The following is a 19,867-nucleotide window of genomic DNA, read 5'->3' on the forward strand; positions in this document are numbered from 1 at the left end:
TTAGGAGTGATCTATGAGCTTTTTTATCAGTGATGCGATGGCGGAAGGAACTGCAGCAGCACAAGGCGGCGGCTGGGAAGGCCTGATTCCGTTAATTCTACTATTCGTGGTCTTCTACTTCTTGTTGATCCGACCACAACAGAAGAAAGTAAAAGAACATAAAAACCTGGTTGAATCGCTGAAAAAGGGCGACGAAGTCGTCACCTACGGTGGTCTGCTTGGCAAAATCCGCGACATCAACGATAGCTTTTGCGATCTGGAAATCGCTGATAACGTGACGGTTAAGGTTGAACGCCAAAACATCTCACGCCTTCTTCCGAAAGGCACTATGCGCGAAGGTAGCGAATAAACCAGCGCAAATAGAATAAGGGGCATTGGCCCCTTTTGTTGTTTCTAGGGCAGTTATTTTTGCGGGCTGTCAGCAACTATCTGGAAAATAATTTTATGTTTCAAACGCAACAGAAAATCATCAGCAACCAATATCCGGCATGGAAATATCTGCTGCTGGTGGTGGTTACCGTTATCGGTATTCTCTACGCCATGCCGAACATTTTCGGCGACGATCCGGCGGTACAGGTATCTCCGGCCAAGTCTGTCGAATTCAACGATCAGACCCGAACGCAGGTCGCCGGCATTCTCGAAAATGCCAATCTGGCGGTGAAATCGTCTGAATTTGAAAACGGCAAATTCCTGATCCGTTTCAAAAACACCGAAGACCAGCTTAAAGCCAAATCACTCCTTAAAGAGGCGCTTGGCCGTTCCGCCGTTGTCGCACTTAACCTCGCTCCGGCAACACCTGCGTGGTTAAGCGGCATGGGCGGACAGCCAATGTATCTCGGGCTTGACCTGCGTGGCGGTGTCCACTTCCTGATGGATGTGGATATGGAAGCGGCGGTCGAGAAAGCCTACCAACGCAGTGTCGACGAAATTAAAGGCCGCCTGCGCGAAGAGCGCGTGCGTTATCTGCCGTTCGAAGCGGAAAAAACCCAGATTGAAATCGCCTTCGCCTCGGCGGAATATTTCCAGAGCGGTGCCGAGCTGTTGCAAAATGAATTTGCCGACCGCTTTATCGTTACCACTGACGAAACTACCGCGAAACCGCGTGTCACTCTGCGTTTGACGGACAAGGCCATTGCCGAAACGCAAAAATACGCTCTGCAGCAGAATATCACTACTCTGCGTAACCGTATCAACGAACTGGGTGTCGCCGAGCCGGTTATCCAGCAACAAGGCGATCGCCGCATCGTTGTTCAGCTGCCGGGTGTTCAGGACACTGCACGCGCCAAGGAAATACTTGGCGCCACCGCAACGCTTGAATTCCGATTGGTGGATGAAAAAGGCGATCCGTTGCGTGCGGAAAAAACCGGATTCGCACCGAACAATGCCTCGTTGGAACATTTCCGCGACGGCCGTCCGATCCTGTTGCAGCGCCAGATTATCGTTTCCGGTGAAAACGTCATCAACGCTCAATCCAGTATCGACCCACAGCAAGGCTCGCCAATGGTCAGCGTAACGCTGGACGGCGCCGGCGGCCGTAAGATGCTGGCGACCACCAAGCAGAACGTCGGTAACCGCATGGCAGTGCTGTATATCGAGAATCGTGTCGACACCATCGAAGTAGACGGTAAAAAAGTCAAAAAACGAGTTACCACCAAAGACGTAATCAATGCGGCTGTCATCCGTGGACAGTTTGCCGACCGTTTCCAGATTACTGGTCTGGACTCGCCTCAGGAAGCTCAGGACTTGGCACTCCTACTACGTGCCGGTGCCCTGGCCGCACCGATGGAGATCGTCGAAGAGCGTACCGTTGGGCCAAGCCTTGGACAGGATAATATCAACCAGGGCTTTATGTCGGTTGTCGTCGGATTCGTTCTCGTGCTGATTCTGATGGTCTGGCGCTATAAATTCTTCGGAATGATCGCCAATGTGGCTTTGACGCTGAATCTGGTCATTATCGTTGCGGTACTATCCATGCTGCAGGCCACCCTGACCCTACCGGGGATCGCCGGTATCGTTCTAACCGTCGGTATGGCCGTGGATGCCAATGTACTGATCTTCGAGCGTATCCGCGAAGAGCTCAAGAACGGTTCCATCCAGAACGCCATCTACTCCGGTTACGAAAAAGCCTTTGTTACCATCGCCGATGCCAATATCACCACCCTACTGGCGGCGATCGTGCTGTTCAGCTTTGGAACCGGGCCGATCAAAGGCTTTGCGATTACGCTGTCAATCGGGATCATCACTTCGATGTTCACCGCGATTCTAGGCACACGCGCCATTATCAACTGGTACTACGGCAACAAGCGTGTTGAGAAACTGTCTATTTAGGGATTCGATATGAGTACAGCGACTGAAACAAAAATGATTAACTTTATGGGGCAGCGCTTTCTGGCGATGGCGCTCTCCGCGGTGGTGATTATCGCCTCCCTTGGCGGCCTGTGGATGAAGGGCTTGAACTTCGGTATCGACTTTACCGGCGGTACCCTGATTGAGGTCTCTTACCAGAAACCGGTCGACCTGACGGTATTGCGTAATGATCTGGCTGAAGCCGGATTTGACGAAGCGGTCGCGCAACACTTCGGCGCGGCGGAAGATGTTCTGATCCGCATCGCGCCACGCGATGGCATGAACTCGGCGCAATTGAGCAACCAGGTCATGGACGCTTTGCGTAGTGCAAGTGCGGACCCGATTGAACTGCGCCGAGTTGAATTTGTCGGCCCTCAGGTCGGTGATGAACTGACTGAAGACGGTGCTCTGGCCGTTCTTTACGCCCTTTTCGGTGTTTTGATTTACGTAGCGTTACGATTCGAATGGCGCTTCTCTTTGGGCTCGGTAGCCGCGCTGGTACATGATGTTATCATTACTCTCGGTGTTTTTGCCTGGACCCAAATGCAGTTCGATCTGACGGTGGTAGCGGCCATTCTTGCGGTTATCGGTTACTCACTCAACGACACCATCGTTGTATTTGACCGTGTGCGCGAAAACTTCCGTACCATGCGTGAAGCGGATCCGGTAGAGGTGACCAATATCGCCGTCAACCAAATGCTTTCGCGAACCATTATGACTTCCCTGACCACTTTACTGGTTCTGCTGGCTCTATTCTTCCTCGGTGGCGAAGTGATTCACGGTTTTGCCGCCGCGCTGATTGTCGGTGTCGTAGTCGGTACCTATTCTTCAACCTACGTGGCTTCCGCGATCGCTCTGATACTCGGCGTATCCAAAGAAGACCTGATGAAGGCACCGAAAGAGGATCGCAATACGGAATCCGAAGAGGCCGAGTTGCAACGTTTATTCCTGGAGCAGGAAGCTAAACGCGAAGCGAAGCTGGCTTCTAAAGGGATTAAAGAAGACGAGTAAAAAAATCTATGGCTCTCGTGCACAAAACAGAGTAAATTAAAGCGGCTACATAGCCGCTTTTTTATTGGGAAATCAAAAAAAGTTACTCATCTCTATGGACTCAATAAGTTTACAGAAACTGCAGGACGCCAAAGCGCTGGCACAGAAATTTGCCGCTCAGGTTGAAGCAAACCCTCAATTAGAGTCGAACAGCAGCGACGACACCGCCAAAAGCGGAAAACAGCTCAAAAGCAAAGCCAACTTCGCCCGTAAAAGTTTCCAACCCAAAATCAGCACTTACGAAAAAGCCTTCTGGCGCGAACGTCTCTGGCTCAACCCGCTTCTGGCTCTCAGCGCTCTATTGTGGTTTCCATTTATCCTGCAACTCTTTACCGACAATCTCTGGTTCAACCTGATCGCCCTTCTACTGTTCGTCAGTCTCGAATACTGGCTTACCCGCTCCGTGTGCACGCCTTTGCACACGGTTCAGCCGCCTTTATGGCAGCGCTTCCTGCTCTTCTATGCCCTACGCAGGGGAGCCGTCGCCGGTGCATTGGTGCTTGTGTACGGAGCTTTGCAAAAAACCGGGCTGCCGCTGATTCTTATCTATACAGGAGCAATTTTCCTGTATTGGGTAATGCAAAGTTTTCTCTACTGGCAGCGCAGAAAATTCCAGCGTCTGCAAATTGCACAACTGAGTTAGGAGATCGCATGAGTACACCTGAACCACAAAATCTCAGCGAAGCGCTGGAACTCTACAACGACCTTTACGCGCTTACTTCGCAAACCCAAGGCTTCCCTTATGCCGAGGAATGTCTTTTGAGCGCACTGTATCGGCAGGCGACAATCGGCGACTGCATCGGCTCTCGACCGAGCCGCAAAGAATACTTTGAACGCCACAAATTCGATGTCTGGCACGAACTCAAAGGCATGCCGCAGGAGGATGCCGAAGTACTCTTTATCCAAGAGCTGATGAGAGTCAACCAGGAATTGACCCAAACCATCGAAACGACCGCCGCCTGAAGCCGCCGGAAAGTGCTTTAACAAAATAACCGATATTACCTGCGGAGTTTTTGAGTTCGGGCACGCACGCTTGTATAATACCGCTCTTTGATTTTGCCCTATTTTGAGCATCTTATTATTCGTAAGCGGTTGATATTCCATGTCTTTACAACTTGAAACCTCCAAACGTCGCACCTTTGCGATTATCTCCCACCCGGATGCCGGTAAAACTACCGTGACCGAGAAGCTGCTGCTTTACGGTGGAGCCATTCAGATGGCCGGTGCGGTCAAAAGCCGCAAAACCGATCGCGGGGCGACTTCCGACTGGATGAAAATGGAGCAGGAACGTGGAATCTCGGTTGCATCCTCGGTCATGCAGTTCCCGTATAAAGGCGCGGTCATGAACCTGCTGGATACTCCGGGGCACGAGGATTTCTCCGAAGATACCTATCGCGTACTGACCGCAGTTGACTCGGCACTGATGGTTATCGACGTCGCCAAAGGGGTTGAGGACCGTACCATCAAACTGATGGAAGTCTGTCGTCTGCGTACCACACCGATCCTGACTTTTATCAACAAGCTCGACCGTGAAGGGAAAGAGCCGATCGACCTGCTGGACGAAGTCGAAGAAGTCCTGAATATCGCCTGCGCGCCTATGACCTGGCCGATCGGTATGGGCAAACGTTTTAAAGGGATCTACCACCTGTATAACGATACCGTGCGTATTTTCGCACAGGCTGATGGACAGACCGCATCGGAAGGCGAACTGATCAATGGCTTGGACAATTCTCGCCTTGACGAGCTGCTGGGCGCTCAGGCCGAAGAACTACGCGAAGAAGTTGAACTGGTACGCGGCGCCAGCCACGAATTTGATCTTGAGCTGTTCTTGGCCGGAGAACTGACACCGGTCTTCTTCGGCTCGGCGGTTAATAACTTCGGCTTGCAGGAACTGCTGGACGGCTTCGAGCAATATGCACCTGCTCCGAAAGGCCGCGAAACCGAAGACCGCTATGTGGAAGCGAATGAAGATAAAATGACCGGTTTCGTCTTTAAGATTCAGGCGAATATGGATCCGAAACACCGTGACCGTGTTGCTTTTATGCGTATCGTTTCCGGAAAGTACGAAAAAGGCATGAGCCTTAAGCATGTCCGTATCGGCAAGGACGTCAAGATCGCCAAGGCGATCACCTTCCTGGCGAATAAACGCGACCATGCCGAAGAAGCTTATCCCGGCGACATTATCGGCTTGCATAACCACGGAACCATCAAAATCGGCGATACCTTTACTCAGGGCGAAGACTTGAAATTCACCGGAATACCGAACTTCGCGCCGGAACTTTTCCGTCGCGCGCAGCTGAAAGATCCGATGAAAATGAAAGCACTGCAGAAAGGCTTACAGCAGCTTTCCGAGGAAGGCGCAACTCAGCTGTTCCGTCCGGTCAATAATAACGATCTGATTCTTGGTGCCGTCGGTGTCCTGCAGTTCGAGGTGGTCGCACAGCGTTTGAAAGACGAATACAACGTCAACTGTATTTTCGAGCCGGTTAATGTCAATACCGCTCGCTGGGTCATCGGCGACAAGGCGGAAATTGAGAAGTTCACCAAAAAGGTTACGGAAAACGTCGCCTATGATGCTGCCGATCAGCTGGTCTATATTGCGCCGACCCGTGTCAACTTGAATCTGATTCAAGAACGCTGGCCGGATCTGCAATTTGTCGCAACCCGCGAGCATTAATCCAAACCGTTTGTTACGGACGCGATTTAAAAAATAAAAAAGCCGGAAATCATTTCCGGCTTTTTTTGTTTACAGCGTCGTAAAATCAGCGCCCCATTTTTCCACCCATTCCGCGATCCATTCGGTAATTGTCGCGAATCATATCGCCACGGCGAGCGTCTTCGTCTCTAAACCGATCCTGATAAACCTTACGCTCTTCTCTCTGCTGCTCTTCACGATATTTATAGGCATTTCTTTCCTGTTCTTCGCGATATTTTCGGTTTTCGCGCTCGCTCTCTTCACGGTATTTACGCTGTTCCTTTACCGCTTCGTTATACTGCTTGCGCTCTTCAACCCGGTACTGTTGCTCTTGCTGCAATCGGCTACGTTCCTGTTGCATCTGTTCTTTCTGAACTTGCACAGCCTGCTTATCTTGCGGTGCGGCTTGAACCGCAACAGAACCCAGTAACGATGTCATCGCTAGGGAAATTAAACCAATCTTAAATTTTTCTGATTTCATTATTGTCTCCTTTCTGTTCCTTATCGAACGGAACGGCTTCAAGTATAGTTCTGCTACATGAATTTAACCTGAAAAAGCCTTATCAACTGTGCAGTTTCTCTGTTAGCAATTTAAGTTCACAAAATACTGCAATAACATTGGGACAATAAAAAACCCCGGTCTGAATACTCAGGCCGGGGTTTCGGAATATGGCTCCCCAAGCTGGACTCGAACCAGCGACATACGGATTAACAGTCCGGTGTTCTACCAACTGAACTATTGGGGAAAAGTCTTTCAAAATCGCCTAAACGATTTGATGAGGCGTATTATATTGAGCAGAATCTGCATTGCAAGTTTTTTTAAAAAAAATTATGCGCTTGCAGTCGATTCCGACTGCGAATATCTTCTAGCGTGCGACTAACTGCAAACCCGATTTTTACCGCTGTTTTTCGCCTGATACAACAATTCATCCACTCTTTGATAAATGGCATCAAAGCTTTCGTCTTTACGTATTTCAGCCACACCCAAACTGATGCTCACATGCCGCCCCTGCAGTACATCTACATTTTCGTAAACGGCCAGACGGATTTTTTCAGCCAGAACCTCGCCTTCCGATAACACCGTTTGCGGCGCAAGAACGACAAACTCTTCGCCACCGACTCGGAAAAGCAGATCCGTCTTTCTGACCACCGAAGTAATGACTTCGCTCATTCTGATAAGCACGTCATCCCCTACTTTGTGACCGTATTTATCATTAATGGCTTTAAAATCGTCGATATCAAAAATAATCATGCAGAATGGCTGCTGGTAGCGGTTAAACAGATCCAGCTGCTCTTTCATCCGTTCATTGAAATATTTTCGATTACGTAACTGGGTCAGCTCATCGGTATTGGTCAATCTGAGCAACTGCTGCTCATAGTAGCGCATTTCGGTATGGTCGACCGAAATCACGATGACCTGGTTGGTATCCGGAATCAACGACAGGGAAGAACTCAGAATTTTTTCTTTGCCGTCTTTTCCGATACAGACCCTTTCAAAGTCTTCATAGAAACCTTTGTAGAACACCTCTTGCATGATCTTTTTATTCTCTTCCAGATAGTCCGGATGCGTCAGATCATAACAGGAAATTTTCAACAGCTCTTCCTGCGAGTAGCCCAGAAGATCACAGTATTTCTGGTTCGCTTTCAGGTAGCGCATATCCTGATCAACAACGGCAATCCCTTCTCGCGCCGTATCGAAAATCGCCTGCAACTCATGCGTTCTATCGACAAGAAGGCGCTGCTGCTGATTTTTCTCGGTTACGTCTCTCACCGAAGCATAGATCAGATCCTGCTCTCCGACACGGATCAGGGTTGCCGAGACTTCCGCTTCATAAGTTGTACCGTCTTTACGAGTATGAATTCTTTCTAGATTTAACGGTTTGTCATGGGAAAGCAGAGAAACGACATCGCCGAAATTATCCTCAGACATTTCCATATCCCAATCCCAGACACTCAGTTGCAGAGCCTCTTCCAAAGAGTAGCCGAGGAACATCTGAACGCGCTTGTTCGCTTCAACTACTTTGCCATCGGTATTCAGAATAAAAATCGCATCCGACGCATTGTTCATCAGCTCAAGCAGTTTTTTGCGCTCGCTTTCGTAACGTGCCTGAATCAGATGTTTTTCGGTAATATCATAGATACTGCCAAGCGAGCGGACGTACTCGCCGTTGTCGTCATAGATATGATGCGCCCGCTCCTCAACATATTTCGTTTCACCATCGGCAGTAACGATCTGATGGGTTACGAAATACGCTTTCTTTTCCGCCATGGATTCAGAAAAAGCGACTTGCAGTCTGGCTCGGTCACTCTCGGGGATATAGGACAGAAAATCTTCGAAGGTGATTTTTCGAGAATAATCGTGAACCTTGAAAATATCGAATACGCCTTCGCTCCATTTAAGATATTGCGCCCCGTTTTCAAACTCCCAAAAGCCGATTTTTGCCACCTTGGAAGCCTCGTTCAAACTGCTGTTCAGCTTATCGATCGTGTCGAGCCGTAACAGAGTCGAACCGAACAGCTTAACCACTACATAGGTCATCACAATGGAAAAGAACAGAACCACGAAGAATACTGCCGTTTCTCTTTCGGCAAGCTGATCGCGCTGACTCTGCGCAAAAGACGCTTTCAGTTTGAAAAGAATGCCGAGTTCGGTATTAATCGGCGTATTGAGCTTCTTAAAATAGAAATTGCCACCGTCATAAGATTGGCTTTGCAAAATCGCCTGATAAAGCGCGGGATACTCATCCGCCAACAGATAAGGCTTGTCCTGATAACTTCCCCAGCTTTTGGACGGATCGTAATGGAGTAGAATTTCGCCTTTTTCGTTAAGCAGAATCGAGTCATACAGCGGCGCATTCATCAGGCTGTTAAGCGTTTTCTCCATAAAGAAATTAATTACCAGAATACCGCCGAATTCTCCATCAACAGCGACAGGAAGAATCGCTCTCAAGGTCGGAATAAACGGCTTAACGACCGCACCGTTTTCGGTCTGCAAATCGATATCCGAAAACCAGACTTCATTCAGAGGCTTGTTTTTGGATTGCTGAAAAAAGTAACGCGAACTTTTGTCCTGCAAATTTTCAGTCGCAACCACCTCAACCGGTGACTCATAATGGGAGCGATGTACACGGACGACTTCCATCCCGTCGCGATCGATAAAGCGGATCTGCATAATGTCATGACAGTTACGGGTAAAATTACCGAATAGCGCCTCTACCGAATCCTGTTGCAACGGATTCTGCAAAAAATTCTGAAATGCGGGAAAGCCGGAAATCGACTGCAGCTTATGCTTGGATTGGTGTAAAAAACCAAGCAGAAAGCGCTCACGTTCAACACTTTTGTTCGTGGCATTCTTCAAGGCCGCGTTTTCAATATAATCACTGAAATACACTCTATCCAGAGTGTTGTAGGCAAGAGAAATAGAAATTCCGAACCCGAGTAGAATCAGAATCAGGATTTTAATTTGGCGTGATTTTAAAACTTTCAACCGTGTTTCCGGAAATGTGTTTTTATCTAATTATTGTACAATTTATAGGGATAAATAAATAGTGTGCTTTATGCATGACATTCCGCCTGTTTCCCGCTAAATTAGGCACTTACACCCTCTACGCAACCACTAAATCTATGCCGGAAAAATTACCCGAAATCACCTTCGAGGTCATTGACTCAATCGACCGAATCGATGCCAATCAATGGAACCGTCTGCACCAGAGCAGCTACCCTTTTATCCAGCACCAGTATCTGGCCGCGCTGGAACGTCACGGCTGCGTCAGCGAACGCTTCGGCTGGATTCCGAAACATCTTCTTTTGCGTTCAGGTGGAGACTTGATTGCCGCCATGCCGCTGTATGAAAAACACAATAATTACGGAGAATTTGTCTTTGACCAGCCTTGGGAGCAGGCATGGAACAGCATCGGCCTGAACTATTATCCGAAACTGGTCAGCGCGATCCCCTACACGCCTGCCCGAGGGCCGCGCCTGCTGATACACCCGGATTTTCGGAATAATCCGCAGTTAATCGAGCAGATTATTGAAACGCTTAAAAGTCTGAGTCAGCAGCAGGAATACAGTGGCTTTCACCTGTTATTCTCCGACGAACAGGCCGAGTTAGCCAAACAACCTGAAATACTCAGCCGCCACGATGTCCAGTTTCAATGGTTTAATCAACAGTATCGCGACTTCGACGGATTTCTCGCGACGCTAAAATCCAAAAAACGCAAAAATATCCGCCGCGAGCGCAAGAGTGTCAAGGAACAGGGCATAGACTTTCGTTGTCTGGACGGCCGCCAGACCACAGATAAAGACTGGCTGGAGTTCGACTATTTCTATCAGAAAACCTTTCTCGAAAAGTGGTCTACGCCAACCCTGAACTTCGACTTTTTCCGTGAAATTGCCCATACCATGGCAGACAAAATTCTGCTGGTTCTGGCGGATAAAGACGGTGAAACCGTGGCCGGTGCCCTGATGTTCAAATCCGATCAGGTTCTATACGGTCGCCACTGGGGATGCAGAGAACAGATCAAAGATCTGCATTTCGAAGCCTGTTTCTATCAGGGGATCGAGTTTGCCATCACCCACGGACTGCAACGTTTCGAACCGGGTGCCGGCGGCGAGCATAAAATTGCCCGCGGCTTTGTTCCGGTCCGCCTCCAATCCAGCCACTGGCTGACGGTTAACCCTTTCGTCGAGCCGCTTAACCGCTTTATTCACGAAGAACGGGAAGTCATTGCGCACTATATCGACGACCTGTGGCAGAGTTCCCCCTATCAGGAGACGGAAAACCTGCAACGTCTGGCGCAGGAAAGTGAAAAGGTGACGGTTTAAAACGATTTAAAGCGAAAAGACCACTTCCAGCGGATTATGATCGGAGATCGCTTTCACATCAAAGGCGCGCGCGGATTCGACCGACAGCCCGCGGTAGAAAACATAATCCAGTATCTGACGGTTAAGGGTTTTAATCGGTGTGACGTCCGGATAAACGACTTGCAACAATCCCAGCTGACGCACGGCGTTTTCCAATATGGCGACTCGGGTTTTATTCCAGGTATTGAAGTCGCCGCTGACAATCATCGGGCCGCTCTTTTCGCTTATCAAACTCCAGAGTAACGTCAATTCTCGCTGAAAAAGCCGATTGGGCACGAAATTGATAGCATGGATATTAATGTGCGTCAAAACCTGCCCATCGCTTAAACGATGCTCGGTAACCAGAGCGGTTTTATGCGTCGTCCAGCCCAATTCCCGACTGCGCGTCAGCAATTGGTGTTGTGCGCTCATCGCAAACCGGCAAGCGGTCAATACGCCGAAATGTCTGCGCCGGGTTTCAATATTCGGCGCCATGATAAACGGCAGATTAAAGAAGCGGTTCTGCATCGGGAAAATTGCCGCCTCCTGCATGGAGAGTAGATGCGGTGTTTCGATTTCCAACAATTGCTCGATCGGTCGATGGGTATAGTGGGAAAAGTCGGTTTTTTGCAGATTCCAGGTCAGTAAACGAAACGGATTAGGCAGAACGGCGTCGGCGTCAAGCGACGTACCGGCATGAGAAATAAGCGTCAGTTTCGGTTTGAACATAGCAAAGGCGGCCAACAGGAATCGTATCTTGCTTCCGATTATAGAATAGGCGCAAAGATCCGCGTAAAGTTTTCAAACAGTCTGCGCCCTCTTGTATCCGGAACTTGATAATGCTGACTCTCGGCGACTACTTCCTCAACCCATTGCCCGGCCTGCTTGATCAACAGCGGATCATACACCCAGCTGGTCAGCTCATGATTAATGAAAAGCGATCGGTAATCGAGATTGGCCGTACCGAACAGCATCGCCTCGCGGTCGATAAAGACCAGTTTGGCATGCAACATTTTACCGGTATAGAAATGGATTTCGCCCCCCGCTTCATGCAACTCCCGCAGATAGGAACTGCGCCCCAGATCAAAAATCAGGTGATCCGATTTTTCCGGCGAAACCAGTATGACCTTGACCCCACGCTTCATTGCAATCATCAAAGCCGTCATGATTGATCCCTCGGGAATAAAATACGGCGAGACGATAACAATTTCCTGCCGAGCGGCGTAAACCGCCTGCATCAGCGATTCAAAAAGCGGTTCTTTATGAATATCCGGACCGGAAGGAATGGTTTGAACCAGTTTTTCCGTCGTCGAGATCTCTCGGATTTCAATTTGCGGCAGGCTTTCCTGTGTCGAATAGCGCCAATCCTCATTAAACACTATATGGTAATGTGACAAAACCGGCCCTTGCATTTGAAACAACAGATCCTTCCAGCGACCGTTTTTCGGCTTGTCACTCTCCGAACCGAGATAGTCGTTCGACAAGTTCATTCCGCCGGTAAACCCGAGGGCATCATCAAAAAGATAGATCTTGCGGTGATTGCGCAGATTAACCTGACTATTGAAAAAGTTTTTGAAGACTGGCTGGAAGAACGCGACCTGACCGCCGGCAGCAAGTAATGGACGCAGTGCTTTCGGACGACGGTAAAGCGCAAAAGAGCCGACGGCATCCAGCAACAGCCGAACTTCGACTCCCTGACGGGCTTTTTCGGTCAAGGCGTGCAGAATACGCTCACCGGTGACGTCCAATTCAAAAATATAGGTTTCAATATGAATTCGCGATTGTGCCTTTTGCAGTGCCTGCATAAACGCTTCAAAAGCCTGACTGGAATCATCCAACAGCTCGACTTGATTGCCGCCCGTGGTACAGGCGATCTGATCGGCAACCAGTAACTGATCGACCTGCCGCGCCAGAGGGTTTTCTGCGGGAATCACCAGACTGTCACGCGGCTTAATCGGAATCACGATATTCGGTTTATTGCGCTTATAGAGCAGTTTCCGCGAACCGAAAATCAGGTATAAAAGAATGCCTAGATAAGGCAACAGCAACAGCGTCAGCAACCAGACCGTGAGATTCTGCGGCGAACGTTTCTGGTACAGCATATGCACCACCGCCGACAACACCAGAAAGATATAGGCGAAATAGAAAATGGCTAAAAGCGGATTAAAACCGATATCCATAATTGGGCACCCCAGAGACTTAAGGTCTCGATAGCATAGTCGCTTAATCACAAGATTGAAAGCTGGGACGAGCTGTCTGCACGGTCAGGATAAGCCAGCAAAAACGAAAAAGCCCCGGCCTGAATAATTCAGACCGGGGCTTCGGAATATGGCTCCCCAAGCTGGACTCGAACCAGCGACATACGGATTAACAGTCCGGTGTTCTACCAACTGAACTATTGGGGAATTGCATTGCTAACAAGTCATTTCTGACTGTTGGAGCGTATTATATTGACTCGCTTTGTCAATGCAAGTATTTTTCATAAAAAATTTTCCGCCTCGACAGGCATCTGTTCATTTCATTACACCTTCCCTGACAGTGTGATTTTGCGCGCCGCTCTCCATTCCCAAATATGTCAAACACACAAATCAGCAAAAACGAATATTGACAGCACAACAGAGAAAAATTTATATTATGCAACCGTTATATACAAAATGAAATAACGTATATCTCTAGCATTTAAATAATAAAAAGCTCGACAACAGCATGCGGGCTTTTTTTACAGCTACCGTTATGTACAAAGATAAATACTGAATCTGGCGAGCACAATCATGACTAGACCCCCATTTACCAAAAGCGCCTTACAGCATGCGCTTCTTATCGCGAGCGCTTTTTCCTTGGCCGGCACCGCTCACGCACAGGACAACGTTTTTAAACTGGGTGAAATCACCGTTCTGGAAAATGATGAACCCAAAACTTATTCTGCCGTAGACAGTGGAATCGCTCAGGAAAAAGGCGATAGCAATGTCGGGGAAGCGATTCAGGAGATTCCTGGTGTCACTCTGCAGATTGGCGGTCGTCGCGCCGAAACGCGCGCTAACATCCGCGGTTTTGATTCACGGCAGATCACACTGAATCTGGACGGCATCCCGATCTATGTTCCTTACGACGGCAATATCGACCTGAGTCGCTTTCTGCTTGGCGATCTGAGTCAGATCGAAGTCACCAAAAGCCTGGGCTCGATGCTGGAAGGTCCGAACAATATGGGCGGTTCGATTAATCTGGTGACCCGTCGCCCGCACACGGATTTCGAAGGCGACATCAATGCCTCGATCGAAGGTGGACGCGAAGGCGTCTTTAAACAGACACAAAATGCCCGGATCGGCGGCATCATTAACGAAAACTTTTATTTTCAGGGCGGCGTCAGTGCCGTGCAGGCAGACAATTTCCCGCTTTCCGCCGACTTCCAACCCAAGGATAACGCAGGCAGCATCTATCAACCGGAAGGCGAACGCTTAAGATCCGGAAACGAAAACCTCAGCGCCAATTTAAAGCTAGGGTATACGCCGAACAGCCATGACGAATACACCCTGAGTTACTACCAGACCGAAGGCTCCAAGGAATCCAGTCCTTATGCCGGCACTCAGGATACCGTTCGCTACTGGGACTGGCCGCAATGGGACAAACAGAGCCTGTATTATGTCGGCTACACCGAGTTTGGCGCCAGCGACAAACCCGGCTATCTGAAAACCCGTCTTTTCTACGACAAGTTCGACAACGCCTTGAACTCTTATGATGACGATCAGTACAACAGCGTCACCAAAAAATACGCTTTCCGCTCGCAGTATAACGATTACAGTATCGGCGGTTCGCTGGAAGCGGCTGTGCCGGTCGACAAGCACCTGCTCAAAACCGCGCTTTTTCTGAAAAAGGATGAACATAAAGAGCGCGACCTGGATTCGGATATACAAGACTTGGATAACAGCTGGCGCACCTTTCAATCGGAAACTGCCAGCCTTGGCTTTGAAGACCGCATCAACATAACCCCTCAAACCCAGTTCACGCTGGGATACCGACTTGACCACTACAAGCTGACGAAGGCCGACGACAACGACGATGCCACGCAACCACAAGGTGCGCAACAGCAGAGCAACTGGCAAATGAAACTCGACCACGATCTGGGCACCCAGCGCATTCTCGCCGGAATCTCGCTCAAGTCGCGTTTTCCGAATATGAAAGATCAGGTTTCCTATCGTCTCGGGCAGGCCATCCCGAACCTGCAACTGAAAGCCGAAAAGGCGCTGCATTACGAACTGGCACTGCTGGGAGAGCTGAATACTTTGCGCTACCGTGCCAATGCGTTCTATGCGTCGATTCAGGATGCCATCGAAACTGTGACCGTGGCCAGCGACCAGTGCGGCAGCACTACCTGTGATCAGAACCAGAATGTCGGTACCGCGTCCTCCAAAGGATTTGAATTGCAGGCAAGCCTGCCGCTCAGCACAACGCTTGATCTTAGCCTCAGCTATAGCCGGCTAATCCGCGATTATGCGGATGATGCCATTGTAGCGACCTATGCCCCGGAACACAGCGCCAACCTGAGTCTGGATTGGTTTGCCAATTCCGACTGGCACCTAGGCTTGGACGGTCACTATCAGTCCGATAGCGAAACCCGCTTTGACGGCAGTCGACCGACTGACGGATTTAGCCTGTGGGATATCCGCGCCCACTACCGCATCAATAAAGCGTGGCATGCCGACTTCGCGCTCAAAAACCTGCTCGACGCCGATTATGAAATTGCCGAAGGCGATCCTATGCCGGGCCGCACATTTTGGGCGAATATCCAATATCAGTTTTAATACGGGAGTAGTTTAAATGTCAGTATCCTCTTTTTGCTTTAGGCCAAGCAAACGGTATAACACTTCCCGTTGCCAAGATCCGCACGCAAGATTTTTACGGCGTTGGAAAAACTGTCCGATAACGCTTTTGCTATGCATGGGACTTTTTCTGGGTACGCCGGCTTTCGGCGCGCAAACCGCTCAACAAACACCGGAGAAGTGCGCGATCGAAGCCGAACCTGCGCGCGTTTACGGCGCCAATCCGATTGTGACCTATCTGCTGGTTGCTATGGCGCCGGAAAAACTGATCGGCTGGAACTTCCCGCCGGCACCTCAGGCAAAACACGTGTTTGCGGATGAGCTCATGCATAAACCGATTATCGGCGGCTGGTTCGGACAAGGACGGACACCGAATATGGAAGTATTGCTGGCCAGCAAACCGGATCTGATTGTCATGTCCGGCGCCATGGTGCATGCCAAACGTCAGGCAATGTTGGGGAAACTCGGCATTCCCGTGTGCAACCTGCGTCTGGATACCCTTGAAGACTACCCTCAAGATCTGAGAAATCTCGGTAAATGGCTCGGCAAAACCGAACGCGGCGAAATGCTGGCGCAAAAATTCGAACAGCTTCTACAACGTCAAAAACGCTTGAAAGCGCTTTTGCAGCAACGCAACGTGACGCCCAAAACCGTTTATTACGCCGAAGCTCCGAATGGCCTGGCGACCGAGTGCCGCGGTTCGATTCATGCTGAAACGTTGCCTTGGGCAGGAGCCTTGAATCCGCATCGTTGCCCGGCAGATCAGGGCAAATACTCGCGTTACGGCAAAGTCGAAATCAATATCGAGCAACTGCTTAAATACAATCCGGATGCGATCGTCACCCAGGAAAAAATTTTCTACGACAAGGTTTATCTGATGCCCACCTGGCAAGGTCTGAGCGCGATACAAAACAAGCAGGTTTTTCTGGCGCCGCAAACCCCTTTCCGCTGGCTGGATCGCCCGCCCTCTTTTATGCGCATTCTGGCTGCACAGTGGCTAATGCAGAAACTCTATCCGCAGGTGCGCGAAGTTGCCGAACTGGATACGGTCGCCGAGACACAGGAAATTTTCCAACTCTTTTTTCAAACCGATTTAAGCCGCGCACAGGCGCAATCGATTTTACAGGGAAAAACACTATGAAACCGAATCTGAACGCTCATCCTCAACTGGGGGTCATGCTGCATATTACCCCGGAACTGAATCAGACTCCGCAAGCGACCTACAGCGCTTTTACCGATCTGGTGCACAAACTGGACGTCATCGGTTTCGACAACGCCTGGGTGACGGAACATCACTTTAACGACATGAGCCTGACTCCGGCGCCGCTGCATCTGATCGGTCACCTTCTGGGGAAAACCGAAAACATTAAAATCGGCTGCGCTGCGCTTTTGCTCGGTTTCCACAACCCGATCGAGATCGCCGAACAACTGGCGGTCTTGCAGTCTCTCTATCCACAAAGGATTTTGTGCGGTTTTGCCAAAGGTGGTCCTTTCGAATCGCAAAATGCCGCCTTTAAAACCGACAAGGATCTGAGTCGAGAGCGGATGAATGAAGCCTTGCCTGCGCTGATGCAATTATGGAGTAGCGACACGCCGCAGAACCATCGAGGAAAACATTACCAGTGGGAAAACATCAATCTGCAACCGCGTTGTGATTTGCATTCACAGCAGTTGTTTGTCGCCACCGGTGACGAACAGAGCGTGCAGATGGCGGCGCAAAATGGACTAGGATTAATGAGTGCTCAATTCTGGGACAGCGACAAAATCGATCAACAGATCAAACTGTACACACAATTCGCGCAACATACACCGAATATGATGGTGGCCCGCGGCCTGTTTATCGATGACAACTCTTCGGTCGCCAGACAGATGGCGCTGGAACATATCGAACTTTTCCGCGAAGAGAAGGCCAAGCACTGGGGCAAACACCCCGGGCCCATGGCAAAACTGGATCCCGAAGCGCTTTTGAGTCGCATGCTGTGCGGTTCGCCCGATCAGGTTCGACAACAACTGCAACGCCTGCTGAGAATGGGCGTTAAGCATCTGGCGCTGAACCCTCTGACACACAGCCACCAGGTGCGCTTTCAACAGTTACGCTGGTTCAAGGAGGAAATCTGGCAACCTTTAATGGCGCAGAGCAATGCGGCCTGATCTGTATCAGCCGAAAGCCTGCTGCGGCATTTTTTCCGGGGCACAAGTATTACTGCTCTTGAGCCTGATTCTGCTCGCCGCCGCCCTGCTCTCTTTAAGCCTCGGGCGATACGACTTTGCGCCTTTAGGGAGTCTGGCAGAGTTATTCAAATATTGGGATCTGATCGACGGCGCAGCCGATCCGATGGTGACCAGTATTCTGCTTGATGTCCGCCTGCCGCGCATTGCGGCGGCTATTATGATCGGTTCGGCTCTGGCGATCAGCGGCGCCGCCTTTCAGGCGCTGTTTATGAATCCGCTGGTCTCCCCCGGAATACTCGGTGTACTCTCCGGCGCGGCTTTCGGTGCCTCATTGGGGATTTTGCTCTCCGAACAGATCTGGGTAATGCAGCTGCTGACTTTTATCTTCGGTTTACTGGCGGTGTTTATCGCCTTAATGCTGGCCAAAGGCGAACTCAAGCAGAACATGATTATTCTGGTACTCGGCGGCATGATTACCGGTGCGCTTTTCAGCGCCTTTCTTTCGATTATCAAGTATGTCGCGGACCCCTACAGCAAACTGCCGGCAATTACTTACTGGCTTATGGGATCGCTGGCGAATGTGAATGGCGAATTACTCCTCTGGCTGCTGCCGTTTGTTGTGCTCGGCCTGCTGATTCTCAGCCTGCACGGTCATGTCCTGAATGTACTCAGCCTCGGGGACGATGAAGCACGCAGTCTCGGAGTGAATGTCGAACGCAAACGCCTTCTGGTGATCGTTATTGCAACGTTTTTAAGCGCTCTGACAGTGACGCTTGGCGGCATGATCGGCTGGGTCGGCTTAGTCATTCCGCATATCGTCCGCCTACTGCTCGGAGCCGACAACCGCTTGCTTCTGCCGGCCTCTGCGCTTTTAGGCGCCATCTATCTCTTAATGGTCGACAACCTGGCCAGAATGGCGCTGAGCATCGAAATCCCGATCGGTATTTTGACGGCGCTAATCGGCCTGCCGGTTTTTGCCTGGGCGCTGAAAAACGCCAAAAAGGGCTGGCAAAACTAGTTTTGGAGGAGAAGTAATGAAATTCTTTAACCGGTCACTTAATGTTCATCGCTCGGAATGGCCGCACAGTTCCGCGCCAGCAGTACAGAATCAAGCAAGCAACTCGCTCAGGCCTCTACTGACAGCGGATGGTTTAGCGGCTCGGCAGGGTTGCAAAAACATATTTTCGGACATTGCTTTGCACTTAAATTCCGGTGAAGTCGTGGCCCTGTTGGGGCCGAACGGCTGCGGCAAAACTACGCTGTTGCGTACTATGCTAGGGTTTCACCCAAAAAGCGCCGGCCGGGTTGAGATCAACGGTCAGGACAGCTCGCAACTGAGCGCCGAACAGATTGCGCAATGGATCAGTTATGTGCCGCAATACCATCGCACCGCTTTCGGCTATCCTGTCATCGACATGGTACTTATGGCAACTCGCGGAGCGAAGACCTCATGGATCAAATCCTCGGCCGAGCAATACGACACAGCGATAGAGGCTCTGAAATGGCTTCATATCGAACATCTGGCGCACCGCCCCTATACCGAACTCTCCGGCGGACAACGACAGATGGTGCTGATTGCACGCGCCTTTGCCCAGAACACACCGCTGATTATGATGGACGAACCGACTAACGGACTCGACTACGGCAATCAGATTAAACTGCTGGAAAAGATCACTCAATTGAAAATCGCCGGGCGCACGGTGCTGTTTACCACCCATCACCCGGAACACGCCATCGGAGCGGCCTCTCGTGCCATTACGATGTATAACGGACGGATACTGAAAAACGGTCCTCCTGATGAAGTCCTACAAGCACATGACATTCAACGCCTCTATCAACTCTCGTCTAATCAGCTTCCGGCAAACGTCTTTTAATCCGACGATTGATCGGACATAAAAAAAGCGGCTCACCGAGCCGCTTTTCCTTTTGATCACTTAAATACTGT

At 50.1% G+C, this 19,867-nt stretch carries 16 protein-coding genes and 2 tRNA genes; 12 read left to right on the forward strand and 6 right to left on the reverse strand.

Going from position 1 to position 19,867, the window contains the following annotated elements; translation table 11 throughout:
* Positions 1-13: 13 nt before the first annotated feature.
* The 6 genes from yajC to HQN79_RS09510 all read left to right on the forward strand — a co-directional run bounded on the left by yajC (position 14) and on the right by HQN79_RS09510 (position 6,073).
* Positions 14-349, forward strand: coding sequence for a preprotein translocase subunit YajC (gene yajC / locus HQN79_RS09485; protein ID WP_173285922.1), 336 nt, complete (start codon positions 14-16; stop codon positions 347-349).
* Between the two features lie 95 nt (positions 350-444).
* Positions 445-2,328 carry a protein translocase subunit SecD gene (gene secD / locus HQN79_RS09490; RefSeq protein ID WP_173285924.1) on the forward strand — a complete coding sequence of 628 codons (1,884 nt, stop codon included), beginning with the start codon at positions 445-447 and terminating at the stop codon, positions 2,326-2,328.
* Positions 2,329-2,337: 9 nt separating this feature from the next.
* On the forward strand, positions 2,338-3,357 hold the full coding sequence (gene secF, locus HQN79_RS09495) for a protein translocase subunit SecF (protein ID WP_173285926.1): 1,020 nt from the start codon (positions 2,338-2,340) through the stop codon (positions 3,355-3,357).
* A gap of 94 nt (positions 3,358-3,451) precedes the next feature.
* On the forward strand, positions 3,452-4,039 hold the full coding sequence (locus HQN79_RS09500; protein ID WP_173285928.1) for a hypothetical protein: 588 nt from the start codon (positions 3,452-3,454) through the stop codon (positions 4,037-4,039).
* A gap of 8 nt (positions 4,040-4,047) precedes the next feature.
* A complete protein-coding gene (locus tag HQN79_RS09505) occupies positions 4,048-4,359 on the forward strand; it encodes an acyl-CoA-binding domain-containing protein (RefSeq protein WP_173285930.1) in 312 nt (103 codons plus the stop codon).
* 139 nt (positions 4,360-4,498) lie between these two features.
* Positions 4,499-6,073 carry a peptide chain release factor 3 gene (locus HQN79_RS09510; RefSeq protein ID WP_173285932.1) on the forward strand — a complete coding sequence of 525 codons (1,575 nt, stop codon included), beginning with the start codon at positions 4,499-4,501 and terminating at the stop codon, positions 6,071-6,073.
* Positions 6,074-6,158: 85 nt separating this feature from the next.
* Here the strand turns inward: HQN79_RS09510 and HQN79_RS09515 are convergent, their stop codons facing one another.
* The 3 genes from HQN79_RS09515 to HQN79_RS09525 form a co-directional block, all read right to left on the reverse strand.
* A complete protein-coding gene (locus tag HQN79_RS09515; protein WP_173285934.1) occupies positions 6,159-6,572 on the reverse strand; it encodes a hypothetical protein in 414 nt (137 codons plus the stop codon).
* A gap of 189 nt (positions 6,573-6,761) precedes the next feature.
* Positions 6,762-6,837 (reverse strand) — tRNA-Asn (locus HQN79_RS09520).
* A 131-nt stretch (positions 6,838-6,968) separates the two neighbouring features.
* On the reverse strand, positions 6,969-9,578 hold the full coding sequence (locus HQN79_RS09525) for a diguanylate cyclase (protein WP_173285936.1): 2,610 nt from the start codon (positions 9,576-9,578) through the stop codon (positions 6,969-6,971).
* Positions 9,579-9,652: 74 nt separating this feature from the next.
* Here HQN79_RS09525 and HQN79_RS09530 point away from each other — a divergent pair, with 74 nt between their 5' ends.
* Positions 9,653-10,915 carry a GNAT family N-acetyltransferase gene (locus HQN79_RS09530; RefSeq protein ID WP_238843350.1) on the forward strand — a complete coding sequence of 421 codons (1,263 nt, stop codon included), beginning with the start codon at positions 9,653-9,655 and terminating at the stop codon, positions 10,913-10,915.
* Positions 10,916-10,921: 6 nt separating this feature from the next.
* Here the strand turns inward: HQN79_RS09530 and HQN79_RS09535 are convergent, their stop codons facing one another.
* The 3 genes from HQN79_RS09535 to HQN79_RS09545 all read right to left on the reverse strand — a co-directional run bounded on the left by HQN79_RS09535 (position 10,922) and on the right by HQN79_RS09545 (position 13,338).
* Positions 10,922-11,662, reverse strand: coding sequence for an endonuclease/exonuclease/phosphatase family protein (locus tag HQN79_RS09535; RefSeq protein ID WP_173285938.1), 741 nt, complete (start codon positions 11,660-11,662; stop codon positions 10,922-10,924).
* Between the two features lie 38 nt (positions 11,663-11,700).
* On the reverse strand, positions 11,701-13,113 hold the full coding sequence (cls, locus tag HQN79_RS09540) for a cardiolipin synthase (protein WP_173285940.1): 1,413 nt from the start codon (positions 13,111-13,113) through the stop codon (positions 11,701-11,703).
* A gap of 149 nt (positions 13,114-13,262) precedes the next feature.
* Positions 13,263-13,338 (reverse strand) — tRNA-Asn (locus HQN79_RS09545).
* A 366-nt stretch (positions 13,339-13,704) separates the two neighbouring features.
* Here HQN79_RS09545 and HQN79_RS09550 point away from each other — a divergent pair.
* The 5 genes from HQN79_RS09550 (at position 13,705) to HQN79_RS09570 (ending at position 19,796) form a co-directional block, all read left to right on the forward strand.
* Entirely contained in the window at positions 13,705-15,732 is a 2,028-nt protein-coding gene (locus HQN79_RS09550; protein WP_173285942.1) for a TonB-dependent receptor plug domain-containing protein, read from the forward strand.
* A 136-nt stretch (positions 15,733-15,868) separates the two neighbouring features.
* Positions 15,869-16,891 carry an ABC transporter substrate-binding protein gene (locus HQN79_RS09555; protein WP_173285944.1) on the forward strand — a complete coding sequence of 341 codons (1,023 nt, stop codon included), beginning with the start codon at positions 15,869-15,871 and terminating at the stop codon, positions 16,889-16,891.
* Complete coding sequence (locus tag HQN79_RS09560; protein ID WP_173285946.1) at positions 16,888-17,901, forward strand: LLM class flavin-dependent oxidoreductase; 1,014 nt, start codon at positions 16,888-16,890, stop codon at positions 17,899-17,901. The genes HQN79_RS09555 and HQN79_RS09560 overlap by 4 nt, the downstream gene beginning before the upstream one ends.
* Complete coding sequence (locus HQN79_RS09565; RefSeq protein WP_173285948.1) at positions 17,891-18,940, forward strand: FecCD family ABC transporter permease; 1,050 nt, start codon at positions 17,891-17,893, stop codon at positions 18,938-18,940. Before HQN79_RS09560 ends, HQN79_RS09565 begins: the two co-directional genes overlap by 11 nt.
* 16 nt (positions 18,941-18,956) lie before the next feature.
* Positions 18,957-19,796: an ABC transporter ATP-binding protein gene (locus HQN79_RS09570; RefSeq protein WP_173285950.1), complete on the forward strand. Its 840-nt coding sequence runs from the start codon at positions 18,957-18,959 to the stop codon at positions 19,794-19,796.
* Positions 19,797-19,867: the final 71 nt, after the last annotated feature.

It is taken from the genome of Thiomicrorhabdus xiamenensis (genome assembly GCF_013282625.1).
GTDB lineage: Bacteria > Pseudomonadota > Gammaproteobacteria > Thiomicrospirales > Thiomicrospiraceae > Thiomicrorhabdus > Thiomicrorhabdus xiamenensis.

Excerpts from the sequence above, each read along its gene's own strand:
- HQN79_RS09510 (WP_173285932.1), top strand. The coding sequence starts at position 4,499 with ATGTCTTTACAACTTGAAACCTCCAAACGTCGCACCTTTGCGATTATC.
- HQN79_RS09550 (WP_173285942.1), top strand. The coding sequence starts at position 13,705 with ATGACTAGACCCCCATTTACCAAAAGCGCCTTACAGCATGCGCTTCTT.
- HQN79_RS09570 (WP_173285950.1), top strand. The coding sequence starts at position 18,957 with ATGAAATTCTTTAACCGGTCACTTAATGTTCATCGCTCGGAATGGCCG.
- HQN79_RS09530 (WP_238843350.1), top strand. The coding sequence starts at position 9,653 with ATGACATTCCGCCTGTTTCCCGCTAAATTAGGCACTTACACCCTCTAC.
- HQN79_RS09505 (WP_173285930.1), top strand. The coding sequence starts at position 4,048 with ATGAGTACACCTGAACCACAAAATCTCAGCGAAGCGCTGGAACTCTAC.
- yajC (WP_173285922.1), top strand. The coding sequence starts at position 14 with ATGAGCTTTTTTATCAGTGATGCGATGGCGGAAGGAACTGCAGCAGCA.
- HQN79_RS09555 (WP_173285944.1), top strand. The coding sequence starts at position 15,869 with ATGGGACTTTTTCTGGGTACGCCGGCTTTCGGCGCGCAAACCGCTCAA.
- secF (WP_173285926.1), top strand. The coding sequence starts at position 2,338 with ATGAGTACAGCGACTGAAACAAAAATGATTAACTTTATGGGGCAGCGC.
- HQN79_RS09565 (WP_173285948.1), top strand. The coding sequence starts at position 17,891 with ATGCGGCCTGATCTGTATCAGCCGAAAGCCTGCTGCGGCATTTTTTCC.
- HQN79_RS09560 (WP_173285946.1), top strand. The coding sequence starts at position 16,888 with ATGAAACCGAATCTGAACGCTCATCCTCAACTGGGGGTCATGCTGCAT.
- cls (WP_173285940.1), bottom strand. The coding sequence starts at position 13,113 with ATGGATATCGGTTTTAATCCGCTTTTAGCCATTTTCTATTTCGCCTAT.
- HQN79_RS09515 (WP_173285934.1), bottom strand. The coding sequence starts at position 6,572 with ATGAAATCAGAAAAATTTAAGATTGGTTTAATTTCCCTAGCGATGACA.
- secD (WP_173285924.1), top strand. The coding sequence starts at position 445 with ATGTTTCAAACGCAACAGAAAATCATCAGCAACCAATATCCGGCATGG.
- HQN79_RS09535 (WP_173285938.1), bottom strand. The coding sequence starts at position 11,662 with ATGTTCAAACCGAAACTGACGCTTATTTCTCATGCCGGTACGTCGCTT.
- HQN79_RS09500 (WP_173285928.1), top strand. The coding sequence starts at position 3,452 with ATGGACTCAATAAGTTTACAGAAACTGCAGGACGCCAAAGCGCTGGCA.